The organism is Streptomyces sp. Ru62, from assembly GCF_002920615.1.
GTDB lineage: Bacteria > Actinomycetota > Actinomycetes > Streptomycetales > Streptomycetaceae > Streptomyces.
Genome location: NZ_PQSU01000020.1, coordinates 157,503 through 180,460, shown reverse-complemented (window position 1 = coordinate 180,460; position 22,958 = coordinate 157,503). Strand labels below are relative to the sequence as shown.

The 22,958-nt window shown below is 71.5% G+C and carries 21 protein-coding genes; 18 read left to right on the top strand and 3 right to left on the bottom strand.

Annotation, left to right across the window (positions count from 1 at the left end; translation table 11 throughout):
* Positions 1-58 precede the first annotated feature (58 nt).
* From C3492_RS26730 to C3492_RS26700, 7 genes are all read left to right on the top strand, one after another.
* Complete coding sequence (locus C3492_RS26730; RefSeq protein ID WP_103814794.1) at positions 59-1,078, top strand: MraY family glycosyltransferase; 1,020 nt, start codon at positions 59-61, stop codon at positions 1,076-1,078.
* Between the two features lie 94 nt (positions 1,079-1,172).
* Entirely contained in the window at positions 1,173-3,023 is a 1,851-nt protein-coding gene (gene dnaK / locus C3492_RS26725) for a molecular chaperone DnaK (RefSeq protein ID WP_103814792.1), read from the top strand.
* A complete protein-coding gene (grpE, locus tag C3492_RS26720) occupies positions 3,023-3,679 on the top strand; it encodes a nucleotide exchange factor GrpE (RefSeq protein ID WP_014673951.1) in 657 nt (218 codons plus the stop codon). Before dnaK ends, grpE begins: the two co-directional genes overlap by 1 nt.
* Before the next feature lie 33 nt (positions 3,680-3,712).
* A complete protein-coding gene (dnaJ, locus tag C3492_RS26715) occupies positions 3,713-4,879 on the top strand; it encodes a molecular chaperone DnaJ (RefSeq protein WP_103814790.1) in 1,167 nt (388 codons plus the stop codon).
* A 5-nt stretch (positions 4,880-4,884) separates the two neighbouring features.
* Entirely contained in the window at positions 4,885-5,349 is a 465-nt protein-coding gene (locus tag C3492_RS26710) for a heat shock protein transcriptional repressor HspR (RefSeq protein WP_103814833.1), read from the top strand.
* Between the two features lie 307 nt (positions 5,350-5,656).
* Positions 5,657-6,763: a sugar ABC transporter substrate-binding protein gene (locus C3492_RS26705; protein WP_103814788.1), complete on the top strand. Its 1,107-nt coding sequence runs from the start codon at positions 5,657-5,659 to the stop codon at positions 6,761-6,763.
* Between the two features lie 175 nt (positions 6,764-6,938).
* Entirely contained in the window at positions 6,939-7,982 is a 1,044-nt protein-coding gene (locus C3492_RS26700) for a helix-turn-helix transcriptional regulator (RefSeq protein WP_103814786.1), read from the top strand.
* Between the two features lie 19 nt (positions 7,983-8,001).
* Here the strand turns inward: C3492_RS26700 and C3492_RS26695 are convergent, their stop codons facing one another.
* Positions 8,002-8,946, bottom strand: a complete 945-nt coding sequence (locus tag C3492_RS26695) for a helix-turn-helix transcriptional regulator (protein WP_374938378.1) — start codon at positions 8,944-8,946, stop codon at positions 8,002-8,004.
* A gap of 170 nt (positions 8,947-9,116) precedes the next feature.
* Here C3492_RS26695 and C3492_RS26690 point away from each other — a divergent pair, with 170 nt between their 5' ends.
* Together C3492_RS26690 and C3492_RS26685 are read left to right on the top strand one after the other, a co-directional pair.
* A complete protein-coding gene (locus C3492_RS26690; protein WP_103814782.1) occupies positions 9,117-9,320 on the top strand; it encodes a hypothetical protein in 204 nt (67 codons plus the stop codon).
* 3 nt (positions 9,321-9,323) lie between these two features.
* Positions 9,324-9,659 (top strand): hypothetical protein, encoded by a 336-nt coding sequence (locus C3492_RS26685; protein WP_030648261.1) that lies wholly within the window; start codon positions 9,324-9,326, stop codon positions 9,657-9,659.
* A 154-nt stretch (positions 9,660-9,813) separates the two neighbouring features.
* On the opposite strand, the gene C3492_RS26680 is transcribed toward C3492_RS26685, so the two are convergent.
* A complete protein-coding gene (locus C3492_RS26680; RefSeq protein ID WP_103814780.1) occupies positions 9,814-10,227 on the bottom strand; it encodes a pyridoxamine 5'-phosphate oxidase family protein in 414 nt (137 codons plus the stop codon).
* Positions 10,228-10,344: 117 nt separating this feature from the next.
* On the opposite strand from C3492_RS26680, the gene clpB reads away from it, so the two are divergent.
* Both clpB and C3492_RS26670 read left to right on the top strand, forming a co-directional pair.
* A complete protein-coding gene (clpB, locus tag C3492_RS26675) occupies positions 10,345-12,942 on the top strand; it encodes an ATP-dependent chaperone ClpB (RefSeq protein ID WP_103814778.1) in 2,598 nt (865 codons plus the stop codon).
* A 105-nt stretch (positions 12,943-13,047) separates the two neighbouring features.
* Entirely contained in the window at positions 13,048-13,578 is a 531-nt protein-coding gene (locus C3492_RS26670; RefSeq protein WP_103814776.1) for a YbjN domain-containing protein, read from the top strand.
* 58 nt (positions 13,579-13,636) lie between these two features.
* Here C3492_RS26670 and C3492_RS26665 read toward each other — a convergent pair whose 3' ends face one another.
* Positions 13,637-14,821: a pyridoxal phosphate-dependent aminotransferase gene (locus C3492_RS26665; protein WP_103814774.1), complete on the bottom strand. Its 1,185-nt coding sequence runs from the start codon at positions 14,819-14,821 to the stop codon at positions 13,637-13,639.
* Positions 14,822-15,657: 836 nt separating this feature from the next.
* Between C3492_RS26665 and C3492_RS26655 the strand changes: the two genes are divergently transcribed.
* The 7 genes from C3492_RS26655 (at position 15,658) to C3492_RS26625 (ending at position 22,924) form a co-directional block, all read left to right on the top strand.
* Positions 15,658-16,194 carry a DUF2617 family protein gene (locus tag C3492_RS26655; protein ID WP_103814770.1) on the top strand — a complete coding sequence of 179 codons (537 nt, stop codon included), beginning with the start codon at positions 15,658-15,660 and terminating at the stop codon, positions 16,192-16,194.
* Between the two features lie 79 nt (positions 16,195-16,273).
* Entirely contained in the window at positions 16,274-17,908 is a 1,635-nt protein-coding gene (locus C3492_RS26650; RefSeq protein WP_103814769.1) for a polyamine aminopropyltransferase, read from the top strand.
* Positions 17,909-17,960: 52 nt separating this feature from the next.
* Positions 17,961-18,806 (top strand): SRPBCC family protein, encoded by an 846-nt coding sequence (locus C3492_RS26645; protein WP_103814831.1) that lies wholly within the window; start codon positions 17,961-17,963, stop codon positions 18,804-18,806.
* Between the two features lie 58 nt (positions 18,807-18,864).
* The gene (locus tag C3492_RS26640; protein WP_103814767.1) at positions 18,865-19,653 is read left to right on the top strand and encodes an aldose epimerase; all 789 of its coding nucleotides are present in this window, start codon (positions 18,865-18,867) and stop codon (positions 19,651-19,653) included.
* A 10-nt stretch (positions 19,654-19,663) separates the two neighbouring features.
* A complete protein-coding gene (gene pyrE, locus C3492_RS26635) occupies positions 19,664-20,236 on the top strand; it encodes an orotate phosphoribosyltransferase (RefSeq protein ID WP_103814765.1) in 573 nt (190 codons plus the stop codon).
* A gap of 144 nt (positions 20,237-20,380) precedes the next feature.
* A complete protein-coding gene (fbaA, locus tag C3492_RS26630; RefSeq protein WP_103814764.1) occupies positions 20,381-21,403 on the top strand; it encodes a class II fructose-bisphosphate aldolase in 1,023 nt (340 codons plus the stop codon).
* 66 nt (positions 21,404-21,469) lie between these two features.
* Complete coding sequence (locus C3492_RS26625) at positions 21,470-22,924, top strand: MFS transporter (RefSeq protein ID WP_103814762.1); 1,455 nt, start codon at positions 21,470-21,472, stop codon at positions 22,922-22,924.
* The last annotated feature ends 34 nt before the right edge of the window (positions 22,925-22,958 follow it).

Below are 22,958 nucleotides of genomic sequence, written 5' to 3'. Positions count from 1 at the left end.
AGCCAATCGGATCGTGTTATTCGTACCGAATTGATACTTTCGCCCCTACCTTAGAGCCGTGCTCTACGGGATCGCCGCCGCCACCGCAGCCCTTCTCTTCACCGCCGTGCTCGCGGCGGCGCTCCGGCTGCCCGCCCGGAGGGCCGGGATCCTGGACCGGCGCCGGCAGCGGCCCCTGCCTCTCCTCGGCGGACTCGCGGTCGTGATCGTCACCTGTCTGGTCGCCGGAACGGGGGAGTGGACCCGGGTCGCCCCGCTCGGGGACGGGGTCGGACGGCTGCTCATGGCCGCCGCCGCCGTCGCCGGGCTGGGCCTGGTGGCCGACGTGTGGCGGCTCCGCGCGCGCGTGCTCGTGGCCGGGACGGCCGTGGCGGCGGTCTGCGTGGTGCCGTACGACGAGACGGGCGTGCCGGGCGGGCTGCTGGCCATCGGCTGGATCGTCCTGGCCACCCTCGCCTTCAAGGGCCTCGACCACGCAGACGGGCTGGCCGGGACGGTCGGGGTGGTCACCGCCTTCGGCGCCGGGGCGTGTGCCGCCGCCGAGGTGATGGACGGTCTCGCGGTGCTGCTGAGCGTGGTCGCCGCCGCGCTCACCGGCTTCCTGATGCACAACTGGCATCCCGCGCGGGTCGGGCTCGGCGCCTGCGGCTCGCTGTTCACCGGGTTCGTGCTGTCGTCGGCGGTGGTCTTCACGCGCGCGGGGTACGACATCGGGCCGAGCGCGGCGGTGGTGTTCTGCCTCGGTGCCGTGGCCGTCGCCGACGCCCTGCTCGTGGTCCTCGCCCGGGGGGTGGCCCGGCGCCCGCTGCTGCGGCGCGGCCCCGACCACCTCGGGCACCGGCTGCGGCGGCTCGGGCTCGCCCCGCAGGGGTCGGTCGTGCTGCTGGGGGCCGGCTCCTTCTCCTCGGTGCTCGTGGGGGTGCTCGTGCACACCGGCTGGACGGGGGACTCGGCCGTGCTCTGGGTGGCCGGTGGGGTGGCGTTCGCCGTTCTCGTCCTCCTTTTGATTCCCGCTCCGCAGGGCCGCCGCCCGCCATCGACGCAGGTCAGCGGGCACTTGCGTGTAAGGAACGGATAAGAGTTGAGTCTGACTGGCTCAGGTCTGTTGACCCAGCGGGTCTCCTCGTGCACACTTGAGCCTGTTCCACTCAAGTCAGCTGGAGGAATCAACCATGGCACGTGCGGTCGGCATCGACCTGGGCACGACTAACTCCGTCGTCAGCGTTCTGGAGGGCGGCGAGCCCACCGTCATCACCAACGCCGAGGGTGCCCGGACCACGCCGTCCGTCGTCGCCTTCGCCAAGAACGGCGAGGTGCTCGTCGGCGAGGTCGCCAAGCGCCAGGCGGTCACGAACGTGGACCGGACCATCCGCTCGGTGAAGCGCCACATGGGCACCGACTGGAAGATCCAGCTCGACGGCAAGGACTTCAACCCGCAGCAGATCTCCGCGTTCATCCTGCAGAAGCTGAAGCGGGACGCCGAGGCCTACCTGGGCGAGAAGGTCACGGACGCGGTCATCACCGTCCCGGCCTACTTCAACGACTCCGAGCGCCAGGCCACCAAGGAGGCCGGTGAGATCGCCGGTCTGAACGTCCTGCGCATCGTCAACGAGCCCACCGCGGCCGCGCTCGCCTACGGCCTCGACAAGGACGACCAGACGATCCTCGTCTTCGACCTCGGTGGCGGCACCTTCGACGTGTCCCTCCTGGAGATCGGCGACGGCGTCGTCGAGGTGAAGGCCACCAACGGTGACAACCACCTCGGTGGTGACGACTGGGACCAGCGCGTCGTCGACTACCTGGTCAAGCAGTTCCAGTCCGGCCACGGCGTGGACCTGTCCAAGGACAAGATGGCCCTCCAGCGCCTGCGCGAGGCGGCGGAGAAGGCCAAGATCGAGCTGTCCTCCTCGACCGAGACCTCGATCAACCTGCCGTACATCACCGCGTCCGCCGAGGGCCCGCTGCACCTGGACGAGAAGCTCACCCGGGCTCAGTTCCAGCAGCTGACGGCCGACCTGCTGGAGCGCTGCAAGACGCCGTTCCACAACGTCATCAAGGACGCCGGCATCTCCATCAACGAGATCGACCACGTCGTCCTCGTCGGTGGCTCCACCCGCATGCCCGCCGTCGCCGAGCTCGTCAAGGAGCTGACCGGCGGCAAGGAGGCCAACAAGGGTGTGAACCCGGACGAGGTCGTCGCCATCGGCGCCTCGCTCCAGGCCGGTGTCCTCAAGGGCGAGGTCAAGGACGTCCTGCTGCTCGACGTCACCCCGCTGTCCCTCGGCATCGAGACCAAGGGCGGCATCATGACCAAGCTGATCGAGCGCAACACCACGATCCCGACCAAGCGCTCCGAGATCTTCACCACGGCCGAGGACAACCAGCCGTCGGTGCAGATCCAGGTCTACCAGGGCGAGCGTGAGATCGCGGCCTACAACAAGAAGCTCGGCATGTTCGAGCTGACCGGTCTGCCGCCGGCGCCGCGTGGCGTCCCGCAGATCGAGGTCTCCTTCGACATCGACGCCAACGGCATCATGCACGTCACGGCGAAGGACCTCGGCACCGGCAAGGAGCAGAAGATGACCGTCACCGGCGGCTCCTCGCTCCCGAAGGAAGAGGTCGACCGCATGCGCGAGGAGGCCGAGCGCTACGCGGAGGAGGACCACAAGCGTCGCGAGGCCGCCGAGGCCCGCAACCAGGGCGAGCAGCTCGTCTACCAGACCGAGAAGTTCCTCAAGGACAACGAGGACAAGGTCCCCGGTGAGATCAAGACCGAGGTCGAGGCCGCGGTCGGCGAGCTGAAGGAAGCCCTCAAGGGCGAGGACACCGCCGAGATCCGCTCCGCCACCGAGAAGGTCGCCGCCGTCTCGCAGAAGCTGGGCCAGGCGCTGTACGCCGACGCCCAGGGCGCGCAGGCCGCGGGCGGCCCCGAGGGTGCGACCGCCGGTGGCGCCAAGGCCGCCGAGGACGACGTGGTGGACGCCGAGATCGTGGACGACGAGCGCAAGGACGGTGCCGCGTAATGACGGAGGAGACCCCGGGCTTCGAGGAGAAGCCCGACGTCCCCTCCGGCGCCACCTCCGACGACGCCGAGCCGAAGGCCGCCCCCGAGGAGGGGGCGGCCCCGGCCGGGGACGGACACGCAGAGAACGCCGGCCTGGTCGCCCAGCTGGACCAGGTCCGCACGGCGCTGAACGAGCGCACGGCGGACCTCCAGCGGCTCCAGGCCGAGTACCAGAACTACCGCCGCCGGGTCGAGCGCGACCGGATCGCGGTCAAGGAGATCGCCATCGCGAACCTCCTGACCGAGCTCCTGCCCGTGCTCGACGACATCGGCCGCGCACGGGAACACGGTGAGCTGGTCGGCGGCTTCAAGTCGGTGGCCGAGTCACTGGAGACCGTCGCGGCCAAGATGGGCCTCCAGCAGTTCGGCAAGGAGGGCGAGCCCTTCGACCCGACGATCCACGAGGCGCTGATGCACAGTTACGCCCCGGACGTCACCGAGACGACCTGCGTGGCGATCCTGCAACCCGGGTATCGCATCGGCGAGCGCACCATCCGCCCCGCGCGGGTGGCCGTCGCCGAACCGCAGCCCGGCGCGCAGACCGTCAAGGCCGAGGGTGCCGAGGAGACGCCGGCGGCCGACGACAAGGAGAACGGTGGCCCGGACGAGGGCTGACGTGAACACTGACGGGAAGGAGGGGCGTCGAGGATGAGCACCAAGGACTTCATCGAGAAGGACTACTACAAGGTCCTCGGCGTCCCCAAGGACGCCACCGAGGCCGAGATCAAGAAGGCGTACCGGAAGCTCGCCCGCGAGTTCCACCCGGACGCCAACAAGGGCAACGCCAAGGCGGAGGAGCGCTTCAAGGAGATCTCCGAGGCGAACGACGTCCTCGGCGACCCCAAGAAGCGCAAGGAGTACGACGAGGCGCGCGCGCTGTTCGGCAACGGCGGCTTCCGCCCCGGGCCGGGCGCGGCCGGCGGCTCCTTCAACTTCGACCTGGGCGACCTCTTCGGAGGCGCCGCCCAGGGCGGAGGCTTCGGTGGCGGACTCGGTGACGTCTTCGGGGGCCTGTTCAACCGCGGCGGCGCCGCGGGCACACGGACCCAGCCCCGGCGCGGCCAGGACATCGAGTCCGAGGTCACGCTGAGCTTCACGGAGGCCATCGAGGGGGCCACGGTGCCCCTGCGGATGTCCTCCCAGGCGCCCTGCAAGGCCTGCTCGGGCACCGGCGACAAGAACGGCACACCGCGCGTGTGCCCGACCTGCGTCGGCACCGGCCAGGTCGCCCGGGGTTCCGGTGGCGGCTTCTCGCTCACCGACCCCTGCCCCGACTGCAAGGGCCGCGGCCTGATCGCCGAGCACCCCTGCCTGGAGTGCAAGGGCAGCGGGCGCGCCAAGTCGTCCCGCACGATGCAGGTCCGCATCCCGGCGGGCGTCACCGACGGGCAGCGGATCCGGCTGCGCGGCAAGGGCGCGCCCGGCGAGCGGGGCGGTCCGGCCGGCGACCTGTACGTGGTCGTCCACGTCGGCGAGCACCCGGTGTTCGGACGCAAGGGCGACAACCTCACCGTCACGGTGCCGGTGACGTATCCCGAGGCGGCTCTCGGCGGCGAGGTGCGGGTGCCGACCCTCGGGGGCCCGCCCGTCACCCTGAAACTGCCGCCCGGCACGCCCAACGGCCGTACCATGCGCGCGCGGGGCAAGGGCGCGGTCCGCAAGGACGGCACCCGCGGCGACCTCCTGGTCACCGTCGAGGTGCGTGTGCCCACGGACCTGTCGGGGAAGGCTCGTGACGCACTGGAGGCGTATCGCGAGGCGACCGCGGGCGAGGACCCGCGGGCGGAGCTGTTCGAGGCCGCGAAGGGAGCTTGAGAGTGATGGACGGCCGTCGACGCGGTGACAATTTTCGTGGGCCGTATGAACTGACCGAGGAGACCCCGGTCTACGTCATCTCGGTGGCGGCCCAGCTCTCCGGACTCCACCCGCAGACGCTGCGCCAGTACGACCGCCTGGGCCTGGTCTCGCCCGACCGCACCGCCGGCCGGGGCCGCCGCTACTCGGCCCGTGACATCGAACTGCTCCGCCAGGTGCAGCAGTTGTCGCAGGACGAGGGCATCAACCTGGCCGGTATCAAGCGGATCATCGAACTGGAGAACCAGGTCACCGCGCTCCAGCACCGCGTCGCGGAGCTGGAGGCGGCCCTGGACGGCGCGGCGGCCGCGATGCAGCAGCGCGAGGCCGCCGTGCACGCCTCCTACCGGCGTGACCTGGTGCCGTACCAGGAGGTCCAGCAGACCAGCGCGTTGGTGGTGTGGCGGCCGAAGCGGCAGCAGCAGGACTGACGCGCACAGGCGCACACGAAGAGGGGCCCGGATTCCGGGCCCCTCTTCGTGCGCCCTCACGACTCGTGAGGAACCGCCCTGGTTGTCCGGGTCTTTGCCGTTCCCATGAACTCCCTTGGCGTGGACGGTCCGTAAAGGGCCTTTGAAGGGGGTTTCGCGTGACCTCCACAGGTACAGCGGAGCGTGCTGTTGCGCACTCGTTAAGTGATTCTTCTTGACGCCGGGTGTGGCCTGCGCGTTGTCTTTTCAGACACCTGGGCCGTATAGCAACGCCCACGTCCGGAACGCACCTGAAGTGAGCCCTCGCATGCGTCGTATCGCCATATCCGTGGCCGCGTCCACGATGACCCTCTCGCTCGCCGGCTGTGGCGTGCTGAACGTGACGGGGGACGGCGCGAGTGCGAGCCCGACCAAGGGCAACGACATCACGGTGGGCCTGCTGCTGCCGGAGAAGGCGAACACCCGCTACGACAAGTTCGACTACCCCATCATCCGGGACAAGGTGGCCGAACTCACCAAGAAGCAGGGCAAGGTGGAGTACGCCAACGCCGACGCGAGCCCGGCCCGGCAGTCCGAGCAGATGCAGAACATGATCGACGGCAAGGTCGACGTCATCCTGGTCGACGCGGTGGACGCCCACGCCATCGCCGGCGAGGTGAAGAAGGCCAAGGACGCGGGCATCCCGGTCATCGCCTACGACCGTCTCGCCGAGGGCCCGATCGACGCCTACATCTCCTTCGACAACGAACTCGTCGGCGAGGTGCAGGGCCGCTCCCTGCTGGAGGCCCTGGGCCCGGACGTCGACACCTCCGACAAGATCGTCATGATGAACGGCTCGCCCACCGACCCGAACGCCAAGCAGTTCAAGGAGGGCGCGCTCTCCGAGCTGAACGGCAAGGTGGACATCGCGGAGAGCTTCGACACCGTCAAGTGGAAGCCGGAGAACGCCGAGGCCAACATGGCCAGGGCCATCGCGAAGATCGGCAAGGACAACATCGCCGGCGTCTACTCCGCCAACGACGGCATGGCGGGCGGCATCATCAAGGCCCTGAAGGCGGCCGGTGTCACCAAGCTGCCCCCGATCACCGGTCAGGACGCCGAACTGGACGCCGTGCAGCGGGTGCTGGCGGACGAGCAGTACATGAGCGTCTTCAAGTCCTACCCGGACGAGGCCGAGGCCGCCGCGCAGATGGCCGTCACCAAGCTCCAGGGCAAGGACATCCAGTTCGACGCCCTCACCCAGGACCGGGTGGACAGCCCCACCACCAAGGACATTCCGGCCAAGCTGGTCCAGGTGACCGCGCTGACCAAGCGCACCATCAAGGACACGGTCGTCGCGGACGGCATCTACACGGTCGGTGACATCTGCACCGCCAAGTACAAGGCGGCCTGCGCGTCGGCCGGCCTGAAGTAGAACGCCCGCGTTCCACCCCCGGCCGGCCGCGGTGCGCGGCGCGGACCGGTGCCGGAACCCGGACACAGCGGCATTTTCCGGTGGCCGCCGTGGAGGGAGCCGTGTTGCGGACCCGGTTCGGCGCCGCGCATAGTTGCGCCACGGAAGTGGCAGCACACCGGGGGTGGAATGGGCGATGTCCGGGCGCGGGGCGGAGGAGCATCCTCACGGTGCCGACCGGCTGTGTGCAGCCGGGGATCGGGTGTACTCCCGTGCCGTGCGCCGGGGGCGGGTGCCGCGCACGGACGCCGAGCCGGTGCCCTGCCTGCTGGAGCTCGCCCTGCTGCACCCCGACCCGGACGACATGGACTGGCTGGTGCCGACCTCCCCGCAGGAGGTCATGACCCGGCTGCTGCGCGGGGTCTACGACGAGGTCAGCGCGAGCCAGCGGCGGGTGGGCTCGGCGGTGGCCGCGTTCGAGTGGTACGCGGGCCTGGGGAGGCAGCTGAACGCGCTGGCGGCGCCGGCCGAGGGCAGTGCCATCCGGGTCCTGGACGGGCTCTCCCGCATCCAGGCCGCGATGGACGAGGCGACCGAGGCGTGCACCACCGAGGTGCTCACCGTGCAGCCCGGCGGCATCCGGCGGGAGGCGGAACTCTCCGAGGGCCTGCACCGGGCGCTGGCGCTGCGCGGCCGGGGCGTGCGGATGCGGGACCTGTACACGCATGTGGCCCGGCACGGCCAGGGCCTGCTCAACTACCTTGAGCTGATGGGCGACGCGGTGGAGGCGCGCACCCTGGACGAGGTGATCGACCGGCTCATCCTCTTCGACCGTACGGTGGCGTTCATCCCCGCCAACACCGACCGCACGATGGCCCTGGAGCTGCGCCACCCGGCCCTGATCGCCTACCTGGTGACGGTCTTCGAACGGCTGTGGCGCCTGGCGATCCCGCTCACGGCCCCGCTCCCCGACACCGGCATCGAGGGCATCTCGCACCGCGAGCAGTCCATCGCCGCGCTGCTCGCCGAGGGCCACCAGGACGCGGTCATCGCCGAACGCCTGGGCATCAGCGTGCGCACCTGCCGGGCCCACATCGCCCGTCTGTCGGAGACCCTGGGCGCGGCCAGCCGTACCCAACTGGGCGTCCGCATCGCCCAGGTCGGCCTCGACGGGCACCGTCCGTCCCTGCCGACCACCGCCCTCGCCGGTCCGGAGCAGGAACCCCCGGCCGTGCGCTGAGCCTCGGTGGTCCCGCGCCTCAGTGCTCCCGGTCGAGGATGCCGGACTGGGCGATGAGATAGCCGAGTTGCGCGCGGCTGCCGCTGCCGAGGGCCTGGGCCAGCTTGGCGATGTGGGCCCGGCAGGTGCGCACGTTCATGCCGAGACGGCGGGCGATGGCCTCGTCGACGTGGCCCTCGACCAGGAGCTTGGCGATGGAGTGCTGGATGTCCGTGATGCCGTCCGGGGCCGTCTCGTAGGGGGCGCCGGTGCTCAGCGGCACGGCACGGGCCCACATGAACTCGAACACCTTGATCAGGTAGCGCACCAGGCCGGGGTGGCGGAGTTCCAGGGCGACCTGGCGGTCGTCGCGCACGGGGATGAAGGCGACGGTCTCGTCGCAGATGATGAGCCGCTCCACCAGTTCGTCGATGGTGCGGTACTCCACCTTCCCGACGGAGAACTGGGCCACGTATCCAAGGGTCTCGGGGCTGTAGCGGGCGGTGTGCTGGTACAGGGTCCGGATGCGCACGCCGCGTTCGAGGAGGGGGCGGTCGCGTTCCAGGCCCTGGAGGAGGGTGTGCTCCAGCCGGCGGCTGGTCGGCTGTACGGTCAGCACCTCGGAGCGGCACTCGGCCGTCGCCGCGTCGAGGGCCGCGTTGATGCGGTCCAGGCCCTCCAGCACCGAGATGGCGTGGGTGGAGGTGGTGTCCTGGGCGCTGAGCGCCATGAACGGTTCGAAGACCTCGGTCAGTTCGATCGACAGCCGCCTGCGGTCGGAGATCTCGCGCTCGATCGGATTGAGCCGCTGGGCCAGGGCGACGGACGGTGGGGTGGGGCGCAGCCAGTTGGCGTCGTCCGGATCCGGTTGCAGGAGGGCGAACTCCATGAGGCAGGGAGCGGCTTCCGCCTCCGCGCGGGCTATCCGCCCCACGCGCAGCGCCTTGGCGTAAAGGCCGCTACCCTCCTCGCAGAGTTCGGTCATGGCATGGGGATGTGACGCTTTGGTCCGATTTGATGGCAAATCTCCACCCCCCAGGGTCCTGAACATGCAGGAACATGATGCACCGATCGTGTGGCCATGACGTGCCCAAATGAGACATCGTCTTGTTCGACGGGGGAAGAGGGGACCTTCAAGTGAGGACGAAGCCGAATATGCGCAACAAATTGCTTCGGTCGATGCTTGCCGTCGCCTTCTCCACCGTTGTGGCCATTGGCGCGCTGAGTGGCCTCTCCGGTGCGAAGCGTGACGTCGCGGGCGATACGACCTGGGGAGTGGCTCCCCGGACAGTCGCTGTGAGTGACGGCAGCACCGGGACGGCTCATTCCGATGGTGTGGACGACACCACCTGGGGCTGACTGATGACTACTCCACCCGACGACCGGTCCTTCCGTCGCGAAATGGCCACCGCCTACCGCTCCGGCTGGCACTTCATCGACCTGGTCACGGCCATCCCGCACAGTGGTGACTCGCTGATGGTCACCGTGTTCGGTGAGCCGGTCGTCGTCACGCGGGACGAGGACGGAGATGTGCGGGCGTACCGGTGCCTGCGCAAGCCGCGTGGCGCGCCGCAGCCGGTGCGCTGTGCCATCCGGTACGGAATGATCTTTGTGAACCTGGACCAGCGGGACCACCGGCTGTCCGAGCCGGCGCCGTCCGACGTGCGAACCATCTCGGCCACCCCCCGCAGTGCCTGACGCGATTCCCCCGTCGTAACAGATCGCTCAGGTGCTTCCCCCCGCAGCGGCGTCACCGTGACCTGAACACGGTGACGCCGCTGCAGTTTGCGGGGACATTTCGGGGTTTCGGCGTACTCCACGGTGGCCGGAAACCGCCGGGTGCCGGCCGCGCTCAGCCGCGCCCCAGCACCCGCTCCACCTCGATCTCGATCACCACCCGGGACGGGTTCGGCGAGGGCGTCCGCTCGTACCGCTCCGCGTACCGCCGCTCCGCCTCCGCGACCCGCTCCGGCTCGGTACGCACCCGCGCCCGCCCCTCCAGCGTCGCCCAGCGCCGGCCGTCGACCTGGCACACCGCCACCCGGGCCCCCTCGGTCCCGGCCGCGCGCACATGGGCCACCTTCGTGCTGGTCCTGTTGGTGATCACCCGGGCCAGCCCCGCCGCGGCGTCGTAGGTCACCCCCACCGGCACCACGTGCGGGCTGCCGTCGGGGCGGAGGGTCGTCAGGGTGCACAGATGCCGTTCGCGCCAGAAGGCGAGATACGGCTCGTCCGGGGCAGCCGGATCCTGGGAGTACGAGGCCATGCCGTGCAACCTAACCGACACCCCCGGGACCCGTGCGCGACCGGCCTTGAGTGGAATAGACTCAACTTTGTGCACGTTGACCGAGGCAGGACCGTCGGGTAGGAGGAGAACGCACACGTGGACGCCGAGCTGACCAACAGGAGCCGGGACGCGATCAACGCGGCGAGCAATCGTGCCCTCACCGAGGGGCACCCGGATCTCACCCCCGCCCACCTGCTGCTGGCTCTGCTCCAGGGGCAGGACAACGAGAACATCGCCGACCTGCTCGCGGCCGTCGAGGCCGACCAGGCCGCCGTACGCTCCGGCGCGGAGCGCATCCTCGCCGGTCTGCCCAGCGTGACCGGGTCCACCGTCGCGCCTCCGCAGCCGAACCGCGAGATGCTGGCCGTGATCGCGGACGCCACCGAGCGCGCCAAGGCGCTCGGCGACGAGTACCTGTCCACCGAGCACATGCTCATCGGCATCGCCGCGAAGGGCGGTGCCGCCGGGGACGTGCTCAAGGGTCAGGGTGCCGACGCCAGGAAACTGCAGGAGGCCTTCCAGAAGGCCAGGGGAGGACGCCGCGTGACCACCGCCGATCCGGAGGGCCAGTACAAGGCCCTGGAGAAGTTCGGCACCGACTTCACCGCCGCCGCCCGCGAGGGCCGGCTCGACCCGGTCATCGGGCGGGACCAGGAGATCCGGCGGGTCGTGCAGGTGCTGAGCCGTCGTACGAAGAACAACCCCGTCCTCATCGGCGAGCCGGGCGTCGGCAAGACCGCCGTGGTCGAGGGGCTCGCCCAGCGGATCGTCAAGGGCGACGTGCCCGAGTCGCTGAAGGACAAGCGGCTGGTCGCGCTCGACCTCGGCGCGATGGTGGCCGGTGCCAAGTACCGCGGCGAGTTCGAGGAGCGCCTCAAGGCCGTCCTGTCGGAGATCAAGGAGTCCGACGGGCAGATCATCACGTTCATCGACGAGCTGCACACCGTCGTCGGCGCCGGTGCCGGCGGCGACTCCGCCATGGACGCGGGCAACATGCTGAAGCCGATGCTCGCGCGCGGTGAGCTGCGCATGATCGGCGCGACCACGCTGGACGAGTACCGCGAGCGGATCGAGAAGGACCCGGCGCTGGAGCGCCGCTTCCAGCAGGTCTTCGTCGGCGAGCCGAGCGTCGAGGACACCATCGCGATCCTGCGCGGGCTCAAGGGCCGCTACGAGGCCCACCACAAGGTGCAGATCAACGACTCCGCGCTGGTGGCCGCCGCGACCCTGTCCGACCGGTACATCACCTCCCGCTTCCTGCCGGACAAGGCCATCGACCTCGTCGACGAGGCGGCCTCCCGGCTGCGCATGGAGATCGACTCCTCGCCCGTGGAGATCGACGAGCTCCAGCGCTCCGTCGACCGGCTGCGGATGGAGGAGCTGGCCCTCAGCAAGGAGACCGACCCGGCCTCCGTCGCTCGCCTGGAGAAGCTGCGCCGCGACCTCGCCGACAGGGAGGAGGAGCTGCGCGGCCTGACCGCCCGCTGGGAGAAGGAGAAGCAGTCCCTCAACCGGGTCGGTGAGCTCAAGGAGCGTCTGGACGACCTGCGCGGACAGGCTGAACGAGCCCAGCGCGACGGCGACTTCGACACCGCGGCCAAGCTGCTGTACGGCGAGATCCCGCAGTTGGAGAAGGAGCTGGAGGCCGCCTCCGCCGCCGAGGAGGAGGTCGCCAAGGACACCATGGTCAAGGAGGAGGTCGGCTCCGACGACATCGCCGACGTCGTCGCCGCCTGGACCGGCATCCCCGCCGGGCGCCTGCTGGAGGGCGAGACGCAGAAGCTGCTGCGCATGGAGGAGGAGATCGGCAAGCGGCTCATCGGTCAGAGCGAGGCCGTACGGGCCGTGTCGGACGCCGTGCGCCGCTCGCGGGCCGGGATCGCCGACCCCGACCGGCCCACCGGGTCCTTCCTCTTCCTCGGCCCGACCGGTGTCGGCAAGACCGAACTGGCCAAGGCGCTCGCGGACTTCCTCTTCGACGACGAGCGGGCCATGGTCCGCATCGACATGTCGGAGTACGGCGAGAAGCACAGCGTGGCCCGGCTGGTCGGCGCGCCCCCCGGGTACGTCGGCTACGAGGAGGGCGGCCAGCTCACCGAGGCCGTGCGGCGGCGCCCGTACAGCGTGATCCTGCTGGACGAGGTGGAGAAGGCCCACCCGGAGGTCTTCGACATCCTGCTCCAGGTGCTGGACGACGGCCGGCTGACGGACGGTCAGGGCCGCACGGTCGACTTCCGCAACACCATCCTGGTGCTCACCTCCAACCTGGGCAGCCACTTCCTGATGGACCCGCTGACCACCGAGGAGCAGAAGAAGGAGCAGGTGCTGGAGACCGTCCGGAGCTCCTTCAAGCCGGAGTTCCTCAACCGGCTGGACGACCTGGTGGTCTTCTCGGCGCTCACCAAGCCCGAGCTGGAGCGGATCGCGGGGCTCCAGATCGACCGGCTGGCCAAGCGGCTGGCCGAGCGGCGGCTCACGCTGGACGTCACCCCGGACGCGCTGGCCTGGCTGGCGGAGGAGGGCCTGGACCCGGCCTACGGCGCCCGGCCGCTGCGCCGGCTGGTGCAGAGCGCCATCGGCGACCGGCTCGCCAAGGAGATCCTGTCCGGCGAGGTCAAGGACGGCGACACGGTCCGCGTGGACCGCTTCGGCGAGGGCCTGCTGGTCGGCCCCGCGACCGGGAAGACCCTGTAGCGGACACCCCGGCTGTCAGCTGTCGGCTGACCGGCGGGTCGGGGGTTGCCATCCCCCGACCCGCCGGTGGGAGGATGGCGGCATCCGCATGAAGGGAAAATCACGGTGAGCATCGACCCGTCCTCGATTCCGAACTTCGGGGGCCAGCCCGAACCGCAGCCCCAAGGACCGGTTGGCCCCGTCCTCCCGGATCAGGACCTGGTGAAGCAGCTTCTCGACCAGATGGAGCTGAAGTACGTCGTCGACGAGGAGGGTGACCTCGCCGCGCCGTGGGAGCAGTTCCGCACCTACTTCATGTTCCGGGGAGAGGCCGAGCAGGCGATCTTCTCGGTGCGGACCTTCTACGACCGCCCCCACAAGATCGACGAGAAGCCGCAGCTGCTGGAGTCCATCGACGACTGGAACCGCCGCACCCTGTGGCCCAAGGTGTACACCCACACCCATGACGACGGCACCGTCCGCCTGATCGGCGAGGCCCAGATGCTGATCGGCACGGGCGTCGACATCAACCACTTCGTCTCCTCCACGGTGAGCTGGGTGCGCGCCGCGATCGAGTTCGACAAGTGGCTGGTCGAGCAGCTCGGCCTGGAGCAGGAGGTCAACGACTCCGAGACGCCCGAGGACGACGGGGAGTAACCGCCCCCCGACCCGGCCGGTCCGGGGGCCTCCCGCCCCCGGACCGGACCCCTCGCGCTCACATGCGCCGCAGCCGCTCCGCCGCCTCGTGCAGGACGTCCTCCCGCTTGCAGAAGGCGAACCGCACGAACGGCGCCCCCGCCTCCCGGTCGTCGTAGAAGACCGCGTTCGGGACGGCCACCACGCCCGCACGCTCCGGCAGCGCGCGGCAGAAGGCGAAGCCGTCCTTCTCGCCCAGGGGCCGGATGTCGGTGGTGATGAAGTACGTCCCGGCCGGCCGGAACACCTCGAAGCCCGCCGCCGTCAGCCCCTCCGCCAGGATCTCCCGGCGCGCCAGCATGCCCCGCCGGAACTCCTCGAACCAGGAGTCGGGCAGCGCGAGGGCCTCGGCCACCGCGTACTGGAAGGGGCCCGAGGAGACGTACGTCAGGAACTGCTTCACCGCGCGGACCGCGCTCACCAGCTCCGGCGCGGCCGTCACCCAGCCGACCTTCCAGCCGGTGAACGAGAAGGTCTTGCCGGCCGAACCGATGGCGACCGTCCGCTCGCGCATCCCGGGGAACGTGGCCGGCGGCAGGTGTTCGGCGCCGTCGAAGACCAGGTGCTCGTAGACCTCGTCGGTCACCACCAGCAGGTCCCGCTCCACCGCCAGCTCGGCGATCGCGGCCAGCTCCGCGCGCGTGAGGACGGTGCCGGTGGGGTTGTGCGGGGTGTTGATCAGCAGCAGCCGGGTGCGGTCGGTGACCGCCGCGCGCAGCTCGTCCAGGTCCAGCCGGAAGCTGCCCTCGTGCGGGCGCAGGGTGACCGGCACCCGCGTGCCGCCCGCCATCGCGATGCTCGCCGCGTACGAGTCGTAGTACGGCTCCAGCGCCACCACCTCGTCCCCCGGCTCGACCAGCGCCAGCAGCGCGGCCGCGATGGCCTCGGTCGCGCCCGCCGTGACCAGCACCTCGGTGTCGGGGTCGTAGGACAGGCCGTAGCGGCGCAGCTGGTGCGCGGCGATCGCGGTACGCAGCTCGGGGATGCCGGGGCCGGGCGGATACTGGTTGCCGCGGCCGTCGCGCAGCGCCCGCACGGCGGCCTCCCGGATCTCCTCGGGCCCGTCGGTGTCGGGGAAGCCCTGGCCCAGGTTGATCGACCCGGTCGCCACGGCGAGCGCCGACATCTCGGCGAAGATCGTCGTCCCGAACGCGGCGAGCCGGCGGTTGAGGTGGGGGCGTGCGCTGGAGGTCATGCCCGTCATCCTGCGCTCAAGCTCTGGAGTTCCTCAACTCTGCTTTGCGGTCCGGCGCGGCCGGGCATCCCCCGGTCACCGCGGTAGGACGCGGCAACGGCGAGGCGCCCACGGGGGGCCGCTTCGGGGGAACGGAAGGAGGGTGACGCCATGACCTTCGGCATCATCCTGGCGGTGGCCGTGGTTCTGGTCATCGCGGTGGCGGCGGGCCGTGGCCGCCGCCACCGGCGCGGCGGAGTGCCGCTCGGCAAGGGCGGCCGGCGGAACCGGTCGTACCGCGCGTCGGCGTCGTCGTCGGCCGCGGGCTACGCGGGCGGGAGCACCAACAGCTGGTGGGCCGGCGGAGGCGACTCCGGCTCGTCGGGCGGGCACGGGGGACACCACGGGGGGCACGGGGGTCACTCCTGTGGCGGCCATTCGTCCTGCGGCGGAAGCTCGTCCTGCGGTGGCGGCTCGTCCTGCGGCGGGGGTTCGTCGTGCGGCGGCGGGGGCGGATGCGGCGGAGGCGGCTGACACGGGGCAGCCGAGCTTCCGGAACAGGGGGATCCGCATCCGGGCCGCACACGGCCGGGCGGCCGCCGGGGGAGACCTCCCGGCGGGCGCCCGGCCGCGTCCGTTTCGCGCGCCCGGCGCACGCCGTGGTTGAACAGTTGAGCTGTGGAGCCCTCTGAGGGATGGAAAGCCCACGAAGTTGGGTAAAAACGCTGTGGCGGCGCCACTGTTCATGATTCCCTCTAAATCGCCAACGCAGCCCCTCGGACGTCCCCCAGGCTCCCCACCCCGGCCGGGCCGGCTGGGCTGACATGGCCGATCTCCCCCTCCTTGCGTGTTAGCGGAGCCGATCCATGCTCACGACCCTGAACACCACCTACACCGATACGCGCGCTGCCGATCTCGCCTGGGCCCTGGGACGCGAGCCGCTGCCCGCCCTGGCCATCCTCGATCTCGAACTCACCGGCGCGAAACTGCAGTTGCGGCTGCTCGGCGCGTCCCACCAGGTGCTCCTGGAGGAAGAGCGGGGCCGCTGTTCGGAGACGGTCGCCTGCATCCCCGGCTCCAGCACCCCGCTGCCGCTGGGCGTCGCCAAGCGCGTCGGCGACTGGGAGTACGAGTTCGCCGCCCGCGTGGAGGTGCTCACCCCCGGCTCGTTCGCGGGCCGCGCCCAGGAGCTGCTGGCCCTCGTCTCCGACCATCCGCACGGCCTCGCCGGGGTCTTCCCGGGCAGCCCGCACGCCTTCACCGCGATGCTGGCCCAGCACCAGGATGGCCAGGTGCACTGGCGCACCTGGCACGCCTACCCGCAGGACGGCCAGCTCGTGGCCACCCGGACCCGGGTCGGGGCACGCAGGCGGACGGCGGTCCGGCAGCCCGCGGCGACATAAACCCGTACTGCGTCAACCGCCCCCAGATCCACACGTGTGGGTGACGAAGCGTCCCCGGCGAGTGACGTAACGTCGCAGGGTGATCGAACCGCACGCCCCCGCGCCGCCGGGCGCCCCGCCCTCCTGGACAGGCCCCGCACGGCTGCCCGTCCGGCCCGGCACCGGGCGGTTCCTGGTCCTCGTGTGCGTCTTCGTCTGCGCGGCCTGCGGACTCGTGTACGAACTCGAACTGGTCGCCTTCGCCTCGTACCTGATGGGCGACTCGGTCACCCAGGCCTCCGTGGTGCTCTCCGTGATGGTGTTCGCGATGGGCGTCGGCTCGCTCGGAGCCAAGCGGCTGCGCTGCCACGCGGCGGCCGGATTCGGCGCGGTGGAGTCGGCCCTCGCGCTGATCGGCGGATGCAGCGCCATGGCCCTGTACGCCGTCTTCGCCTGGACCGCCGGCTGGGGCGGGATGTGGGCCGACGGGCCGCGCTGCCTCCTGGTCGCCTTCTCCCTCGCCATCGGCCTGCTCATCGGCGCCGAGGTGCCGCTGCTGATGGAGCTGATCCAGCGCATCCGCCGGCAGGACGCGGGCGGCGCGGTGGCCGACCTGTTCGCCGCGGACTACGTGGGCGCGCTGGTCGGCGGCCTCGCCTTCCCGTTCCTCCTGCTGCCCTTCCTCGGCCAGTTGACGGGCGCCCTGCTGACGGGGACGGTCAACGTCGTCGCGGGCGGGGCCCTGGTCCTCGGCCTCTTCCGCCGCGACCTCACCCGTCGCGCCCGCTGGACCCTGCTCTTCGCCGGGCTCACCGTCCTCGGCGTCCTCGCCTCCGCCGCCGCCCTCGCCGGCGACTTCGAACGGGCCGCCCGGCGCGCCGTCTACGGCACGGACGTCCGGGTGGCCGTGCGGACCGGCGTCCAGGAGGTCGTCCTCGCCGGCGGCACCCACGGCGAACCCCTCGACCTCTTCCTCGACGGCCGCCTCCGGGTCGGCGGCCGGGACGAGCACCGCTACCACGAAGCCCTGGTCCGGCCGGCCCTGACCGGCCCGCACGCGCGCGTGCTGATCCTCGGCGGCGGCGACGGCCTGGCCGCCCGCGAGGTGCTGCGCCACCCCGGGGTGCGCCGGGTGGACATCGTCGAACTCGACCCCGGCCTGGTACGGCTGGCCCGCCGCGACCCCGGCCTGTCCGCCCTCAACGGGCACGCGCTCGCCGACCCGCGCGTGCGCGTCACCACGGCCGACGCGCTCACCTGGCTGCGGCAGGCGCGCGGACCGGCGTACGACGTCGTGATCAGCGACCTGCCCGATCCCGGGATCACCGCCTCCACCAAGCTGTACTCCCAGGAGTTCTACGGCCTGACCCGCCGCGTCCTGACCCCGGACGGCCGCCTGGTGGTGCACGCGGGGCCCGTCACCGCCCGGCCCCGCGCCTTCTGGACCGTCGCCGCCACCCTGCGCGCCGCCGGCTTCGCCGTCTCGCCCTACCGGGTGCCCGGCCACGACCCCGCCTTCGCGGTCGGCCGCGACCGCTCGACGGGGGCGTCCCGGGCACCACACGACTGGGGGTTCCTGCTGGCGGCGCGCGGGGACGCCGCGCCCGCCCTGCGCGTGGACCGTGAGCGGGCGGGGACCCTGACGCAGGCCGGGCTGACGGCGGACGCGCGGGCGGCGCAACGGACGCGGGTGTCCGGGGTGCCGGTGTCGACACTGGTGCATCCGAGGTACTGAGGGGCTTCACGGCCGGGTGAGTTCCGGCGACAACTGGGTAGGCTCCACGGACATGGAGCACCAGGTCTTCGTCCCGGCCCCCGCCGAGCGGATCGGCGCGGCACTGGCCGACCGGGCACGCGTGGCCCGGGCCGTCCCCGGCCTGCAACAGGACGCCGGTGCCGAACCGATCACCGGCCGGCTCAAGCTGCGGGTCGGCGGCCACTCCGTCACCTACCGCGGCACGGCCCGGGTGACCGCCCGCGAGGACGGCACGTACGCCGTCGTGGGCGACGCCACCGAGGCGCGCGGCACCGGCGCGGTCAAGCTCGCCCTGACCCTGCGCCTCGCGGACACCGAGGGCGGCTGCACGGTCACGGCCGAGGGCACGGTGGACGCGACCGGCCGGATCTCGGAACTGCCGGCGGAGACGGTGACCGCGGCGGCGACCCGGCTGCTGAACCGCTTCCTGGAGTCGCTGGCCGCCGGTTCCGGAGCCGGTGCCGACACCGGTGCCGAAGAGCGGCCGAAGCCCCCCGCCGGTGCCCCCCACACCTCCGTCTTCGAGACCGAGATCCCCCCGTCCGCCCTGTCCCCGGACGCGGACGCGGACGAAGACACCGACACCGGCACGGATCCGGACGCCGACACCGGGATCGTCACCGCCTCCACCGACCGCCCCTCCGGCGACTTCGCCGAGACCGATGAACCCCCCGCCGAGGCCGCGCACGCCCGCCGCACGATGATCGGCCGCAGCGCCGAGGAGGTCGACCACGCCCCGCCGCGCGGCCGCTACGCCCCGGTCCCGGCGCCGCAGACGGTCACGGCGACCTCGGCGCTGCGCTGGGCGGCACCGGCGGCGGCACTGGTCGTCGCGTCGGCGATCGTCGTGAGCAAGGCACTGCGGAAACGCCGCTGAGCGGACGCGAACCCCGGGGGCGCGGTCGGCACCGTTCTCCCCCAAGTACTGTCGTCCCGTGAGTAACGAAGACATCACGCTGACCGCAGGCGAAGCGGAAGCACGCGTCAGCCCGGCCAACGGCGGCCGTATCGGCAGCCTCAGGATCGGCTCCCTGGAACTGCTGCGGCAAGGGGAGCGCTACGGCTGCTTCCCGATGGTGCCCTGGTGCGGCCGGATCCGGGACGGGCGCTTCCTGGACGGCGGCACCGTCCGCCAGATGCCGCTCAACTCCCCGCCGCACGCCATCCACGGCACCGCCCGCGACGGCGCCTGGCGCACCGCGCGCGTCACGGAGAACGAGGCGGTGATCACGTACGAGCTGACCGACCCCTGGCCGCACCCCGGCCGCGTCACCCAGATCGTCACGCTCGCCGAGGACGGCCTGACGCTGACGATGTCCGTGGAGACGTACGACGACTCCTTCCCGGCGCAGCTCGGCTGGCACCCGTGGTTCCACCGCAACCTCGGCGGCGAGGACGTCCGGCTGGACTTCAAGCCCGCCTGGCAGGAGGAGCGCGGCGCCGACCACCTGCCCACCGGCAACCGCGTCGACCCGCGGCCGGGCCCCTGGGACGACTGCTTCGGCATGCCCGGCGGCGTGGACGTCACCCTCACCTGGCCCGGGCAGCTGGAGCTGAAGGTGGCGAGCCGGGAGGAGTGGGTGGTGGTCTACGACGAGCAGGCCGAGGCCGTCTGCGTGGAGCCGCAGACCGGGCCGCCCAACGGGCTGAACACCTCTCCGCGCCTGGTCACGCCGCTGGACCCGCTGGAAGCCGGCACCACCTGGAGCTGGCGGCGGCTCTAAGCTGGTCGGCATGACGGACGTCAACGAAGTAATGCCGCCAGGCACACGCGGTGCGCTGCTGCAGCAGATCAAGGACAAGGCCGTGGTGCACGGCAAGGTGACCCTCTCCTCCGGTCTGGAGGCCGACTACTACGTCGACCTGCGCCGCGTCACCCTCGACGGCGAGGCCGCCCCGCTGGTCGGCCAGGTGCTGCTGGACCTCACCGCGGACCTTGAGTTCGACGCGGTCGGCGGGCTCACCATGGGCGCCGACCCGGTCGCCGCCGCCATGCTGCACGCCGCCGCCGCGCGCGGGCGCAGGCTTGACGCGTTCGTCGTCCGCAAGGCCGCCAAGGCGCACGGGCTCCAGCGGCGCGTCGAGGGCCCGGACATCGCGGGCCGCCGGGTCCTGGTGGTGGAGGACACCTCCACCACCGGCGGTTCCCCGCTGACCGCCGTCGAGGCCGTGCGCGAGGCCGGTGCCGAGGTCGTCGCCGTCGCGACCATCGTGGACCGGGCGACCGGCGCCGCGGAGAAGATCGAGGCCGGCGCGGGCGTTCCGTACCGGTTCGCCTTCTCGAAGGATGAACTGGGTCTGGACTGACCGGGCGGTTTGACCTGCACTTGACCGGGGCGCCGACCCGGCGCCCCATGTCTGGAAAGATGGGGCCGACGATGACGTCGCACCCCAGGTCTAGGTCAGGGCCGTAACGCAGAACGCCAACCCGCAACACAAGGAGCGGACAGGATGCCCATCGCAACCCCCGAGGTCTACAACGAGATGCTCGACCGGGCGAAGGCAGGCAAGTTCGCCTACCCGGCCATCAACGTGACTTCCTCGCAGACCCTGAACGCGGCCCTGCGCGGCTTCGCGGAGGCGGAGAGCGACGGCATCGTCCAGATCTCGACCGGCGGGGCCGAGTTCCTCGGCGGGCAGTACAGCAAGGACATGGTGACCGGTGCCGTCGCCCTCGCCGAGTACGCGCACGTCCTCGCCGAGAAGTACCCGGTCAACATCGCCCTGCACACCGACCACTGCCCGAAGGACAAGCTCGACGGGTACGTGCGCCCGCTGATCGCGCTCTCCGAGGAGCGCGTCAAGGCCGGCCGCAACCCGCTGTTCCAGTCGCACATGTGGGACGGCTCCGCCGAGACCCTCGCCGACAACCTCTCCATCGCCCAGGAACTGCTGGAGCGCGCCCACGCCGCCAAGATCATCCTGGAGGTGGAGATCACCCCGACCGGCGGCGAGGAGGACGGCGTCTCCCACGAGATCAACGACGAGCTGTACACCACCGTCGACGACGCGATCCGCACCGCCGAGGCCCTCGGCCTGGGCGAGAAGGGCCGCTACCTGCTCGCCGCCTCCTTCGGCAACGTGCACGGCGTGTACAAGCCGGGCAACGTCGTGCTGCGCCCGGAGCTGCTGAAGGAGCTGAGCGAGGGCGTCGCCGCCAAGTTCGGCAAGGCCTCTCCGTTCGACTTCGTCTTCCACGGCGGCTCCGGCTCCACCGAGCAGGAGATCCTGACCGCGCTGGAGAACGGCGTGGTGAAGATGAACCTCGACACGGACACCCAGTACGCCTTCACCCGTCCGGTCGCCGGCCACATGTTCCAGAACTACGACGGCGTCCTGAAGGTCGACGGCGAGGTCGGCAACAAGAAGGCCTACGACCCGCGCACCTGGGGCAAGCTGGCCGAGGCGGGCATGGCCGCGCGCGTCGTCCAGGCCACGCAGAACCTGCGCTCGGCGGGCAACAAGATCAAGTAAGCGGTACGGCGTTCCAGCGGGCCCGGCGGCTGTCCTTGCCGCCGGGCCCGCTGTATACCTGGGGGCATGCCCGACGTCCGGCTCGCCTCGCCCCAGGGCAAGTGGATCCTGCTCACCACTGTCCTCGGCTCCAGCATGGCGATGCTGGACTCCACCGTCGTCAACGTCGCCCTGCCGCGCATCGGCCGCGACCTGGACGCGAGCCTCGCCGCCCTCCAGTGGACGGTCAACGCGTACATGGTCACGCTGGCCGGCCTGATCCTGCTGGGCGGCTCGCTGGGCGACCGCTACGGCCGCCGGAAGATCTTCGTCCTCGGGGTGGTCTGGTTCGCGGCGGCCTCCCTGCTGTGCGGCCTGGCCCCCACCTCCGGGATCCTCATCGCCGCCCGCGCCCTCCAGGGCATCGGCGGGGCCCTGCTCACGCCCGGCTCGCTCGCCCTGATCCAGGCGTCCTTCCACCCCGACGACCGCAGCCGGGCGGTCGGCCTGTGGTCCGGCTTCGGCGGGATCGGCGCCGCCGTCGGCCCCTTCCTCGGCGGCTGGCTGGTGACCGGCCCCGGCTGGCGCTGGGTGTTCCTCCTCAATGTGCCCGTGGCGCTGCTGTGCGCGCCGATCGCGCTGCGGCACGTACCGGAATCCGCCGACCAGCGCGCCCACGGCCGCTTCGACGTCCTGGGCGCGGCCCTGGGCGCCCTGGCCCTGGCCCTGCTGACGTACGCGCTGATCGAGGCCCGGGGCGGCTCCCTGGCGGTCGCCCTGACAGGGGTGGCGGGTATCGCGGCGGCGGTGGCCTTCGTCCATGTCGAGCGGCACCGGCCCGATCCGATGCTCCCGCCGGACATCTTCGCCTCGCGCCAGTTCACGGCGGTCAACCTCGTCACCCTGTGCGTGTACGCGGCCTTCGGCGGCTTCTTCTTCCTCACCGCGCTCCAGCTCCAGGTGGTGGCGGGCTACTCGCCGCTCGCCGCCGGAACGGCCCTGCTGCCCACCACGGCCCTGATGCTGCTGTTCTCCTCCGGCTCGGGCGCGCTGGCCGACCGTACGGGGCCGCGGCTGCCGCTGACGGTGGGCCCGCTGCTGTGCGCGGTGGCGATGCTGCTGATGCTGCGGGTGGGGAAGGGGGCGGACTACCTGACCGATGTGCTCCCGGCCCTCGTGGTGATGGGCGCCGGCATGGTCACCCTGGTCGCGCCGCTGACGGCCACGGTCCTCGCCTCCGTCGACACCGCCCGGGCGGGCCTGGCCAGCGGCATCAACAACGCGGCGGCGCGGGCGGCGGGGCTGGTGGCGGTGGCGGCGCTGCCGCTGCTGGCGGGGATGGGGCCGGAGGCGTACCGGTCGCCCACGGCGTTCGACGCGGCGTTCGACCGGGCGATGCCGATCTGCGCGGGGGTGCTGGTGCTGGGCTCGGCGGTCGCGTTCGCGCTGGTCCGCCGGCCGGCGCCGGGGTGCCGGCGGCCGGAATGCCGGACCCACGGCAACGTGACGGCTCCGCCGCTGGAGGCCGACAGGCTCGGGTGAGCGCGGGGGGTTCTGCGGCCGTGGTGCGGGGGAC

What these genes read in the sequence shown, in the direction of transcription:
- C3492_RS26710 (WP_103814833.1), top strand. Translation starts at nt 4,885, where the DNA reads ATGGACGGCCGTCGACGCGGTGACAATTTTCGTGGGCCGTATGAACTG.
- C3492_RS26685 (WP_030648261.1), top strand. Translation starts at nt 9,324, where the DNA reads ATGACTACTCCACCCGACGACCGGTCCTTCCGTCGCGAAATGGCCACC.
- fbaA (WP_103814764.1), top strand. Translation starts at nt 20,381, where the DNA reads ATGCCCATCGCAACCCCCGAGGTCTACAACGAGATGCTCGACCGGGCG.
- C3492_RS26645 (WP_103814831.1), top strand. Translation starts at nt 17,961, where the DNA reads ATGGAGCACCAGGTCTTCGTCCCGGCCCCCGCCGAGCGGATCGGCGCG.
- C3492_RS26680 (WP_103814780.1), bottom strand. Translation starts at nt 10,227, where the DNA reads ATGGCCTCGTACTCCCAGGATCCGGCTGCCCCGGACGAGCCGTATCTC.
- C3492_RS26705 (WP_103814788.1), top strand. Translation starts at nt 5,657, where the DNA reads ATGCGTCGTATCGCCATATCCGTGGCCGCGTCCACGATGACCCTCTCG.
- dnaK (WP_103814792.1), top strand. Translation starts at nt 1,173, where the DNA reads ATGGCACGTGCGGTCGGCATCGACCTGGGCACGACTAACTCCGTCGTC.
- C3492_RS26690 (WP_103814782.1), top strand. Translation starts at nt 9,117, where the DNA reads ATGCGCAACAAATTGCTTCGGTCGATGCTTGCCGTCGCCTTCTCCACC.
- C3492_RS26700 (WP_103814786.1), top strand. Translation starts at nt 6,939, where the DNA reads ATGTCCGGGCGCGGGGCGGAGGAGCATCCTCACGGTGCCGACCGGCTG.
- C3492_RS26695 (WP_374938378.1), bottom strand. Translation starts at nt 8,946, where the DNA reads ATGACCGAACTCTGCGAGGAGGGTAGCGGCCTTTACGCCAAGGCGCTG.
- C3492_RS26655 (WP_103814770.1), top strand. Translation starts at nt 15,658, where the DNA reads ATGCTCACGACCCTGAACACCACCTACACCGATACGCGCGCTGCCGAT.
- grpE (WP_014673951.1), top strand. Translation starts at nt 3,023, where the DNA reads ATGACGGAGGAGACCCCGGGCTTCGAGGAGAAGCCCGACGTCCCCTCC.
- C3492_RS26665 (WP_103814774.1), bottom strand. Translation starts at nt 14,821, where the DNA reads ATGACGGGCATGACCTCCAGCGCACGCCCCCACCTCAACCGCCGGCTC.
- C3492_RS26625 (WP_103814762.1), top strand. Translation starts at nt 21,470, where the DNA reads ATGCCCGACGTCCGGCTCGCCTCGCCCCAGGGCAAGTGGATCCTGCTC.
- pyrE (WP_103814765.1), top strand. Translation starts at nt 19,664, where the DNA reads ATGACGGACGTCAACGAAGTAATGCCGCCAGGCACACGCGGTGCGCTG.
- dnaJ (WP_103814790.1), top strand. Translation starts at nt 3,713, where the DNA reads ATGAGCACCAAGGACTTCATCGAGAAGGACTACTACAAGGTCCTCGGC.